At 52.4% G+C, this 1,522-nt stretch carries 4 protein-coding genes; all 4 read left to right on the forward strand.

All coding sequences use genetic code 11. From position 1 onward, the window contains the following. Positions 1-43: 43 nt before the first annotated feature. Positions 44-712 (forward strand): ABC transporter ATP-binding protein, encoded by a 669-nt coding sequence (locus tag QCH34_RS12555; protein WP_300334633.1) that lies wholly within the window; start codon positions 44-46, stop codon positions 710-712. Between the two features lie 7 nt (positions 713-719). Further along, positions 720-944 carry a type II toxin-antitoxin system HicB family antitoxin gene (locus tag QCH34_RS12560; RefSeq protein WP_300334634.1) on the forward strand — a complete coding sequence of 75 codons (225 nt, stop codon included), beginning with the start codon at positions 720-722 and terminating at the stop codon, positions 942-944. Beyond that, on the forward strand, positions 925-1,086 hold the full coding sequence (locus tag QCH34_RS13380; RefSeq protein ID WP_366898677.1) for a type II toxin-antitoxin system HicA family toxin: 162 nt from the start codon (positions 925-927) through the stop codon (positions 1,084-1,086). Before QCH34_RS12560 ends, QCH34_RS13380 begins: the two co-directional genes overlap by 20 nt. Before the next feature lie 36 nt (positions 1,087-1,122). After that, on the forward strand, positions 1,123-1,522 hold a 400-nt coding region (locus tag QCH34_RS12565), incomplete at its 3' end, for a hypothetical protein (protein WP_300334635.1).

The following is a 1,522-nucleotide window of genomic DNA, read 5'->3' on the forward strand; positions in this document are numbered from 1 at the left end:
ATCACACGGGAGAATACGCTTGATGCGATGAGGGGCTGATTTCGTGATTGAGGTGACAGATCTCCAGAAGACATACAGGATGGGGGACGTGCTCGTACATGCATTGAACGGGGTGAGTGTCACAATCGCCAAGGGGGATTTTATCGGAATCACGGGAGCATCGGGGAGCGGCAAATCGACGCTCCTCCATATGATCGGCCTCCTCGATCTCCCGACAAGCGGCTCTGTCACCATCTCGGGAGAGGATGTGACCGCCCTCCCTGACTATCAACGCACACTCTTCCGGCTGGAGTGGCTTGGGTATGTCTTCCAGGAGTATGCCCTTATGCATGATCTGACGGCATTTGAGAATGTGGCTCTCCCGATGATGGCACGAGGGGTATCTGAAGACGAGATCCGGGATCGTGTTCTGCATATGCTCGACCAGGTCGGGCTTCGTGCCCGTGCCGATCATCTCCCAAAGGAGCTCTCGGGCGGGGAGCAGCAGCGGGTTGCCGTCGCCCGGGGCCTCGTGAATGATCCTGAGATCCTGATCGCTGACGAGCCATGTGCGAACCTTGATTCAGAGAACTCAAAGGCCGTCCTCGACCTCTTTGCCGAGATCAACCGGGAGCGGGGGCAGACGGTGCTGATGGTCTCACATGAGGAGTGGCACCTGCCGTACTTTGATCGGATAATCCGGCTGAAGGATGGGAAGATTGTGGAGGGGTAGTGGGAAAATGCAAAAAGAGCTTACAGCCATTATTCAAAAGGAGGGCGATGGCTATGTCTCATTCTGCCCGGAATATGACATTGCAAGCCAGGGTGGTACTGTAGAAGAAGCCCAAAATAACCTTCATGAGGCTTTGGAGCTCTTTTTTGAAACCGCATTCCCACAGGAGATCCAGTCACGGTTCCACGGGGAGATCTACATCACACGGATGGATGTGGCTTTTTTTGGTTAACTTCGTACTATCGGGAAAGGACGTCTGCACCATTCTCGAAAAACATGGTTTTTCAGAAGTCAGGCAGAAGGGAAGCCATATAATTATGCAGAAAACTCTTCCCGGTTCTACAATTACGTTACCTGCCGTTTGCGCTGATTGATCATATTTATCTCCTTTCTCGATTCTATACAGATGTATGGAAATGAAAACAATCTTGTGTGCTGGTATTCTTCTGGCAGCCGTGTTGTTCTGTGGATGTACCACCAGCTCCGATCAGAGCACTGTTGCAGCTGATATCCAGACTCCCAACCTTATCGGGGATTGGACCGGCACGATGACCGGGTATGTGGATGGAATCGGGTATACCGACTATTCCGGGTATACCCTGACTCTCAGGATCACTGAACAGAAAGACCGGGTATTTTCGGGAGAGGCAACCTTTTCTGAGCAATTAAGATGGGAGAGCGTTCCGTTTGCCGGGGTGATCGGCCGTGACGGCAGGACAATAAGCATGGTCCAGAGTGGGGGATCAGATGGAGACGGGGGGTATTCTTCCGGGTACCTTACCGGTCCTGATGAGATGGAAGTCATCTACT

It is taken from the genome of Methanocalculus sp., assembly GCF_029762515.1.
Taxonomy (GTDB): Archaea; Halobacteriota; Methanomicrobia; order Methanomicrobiales; family Methanocorpusculaceae; genus Methanocalculus.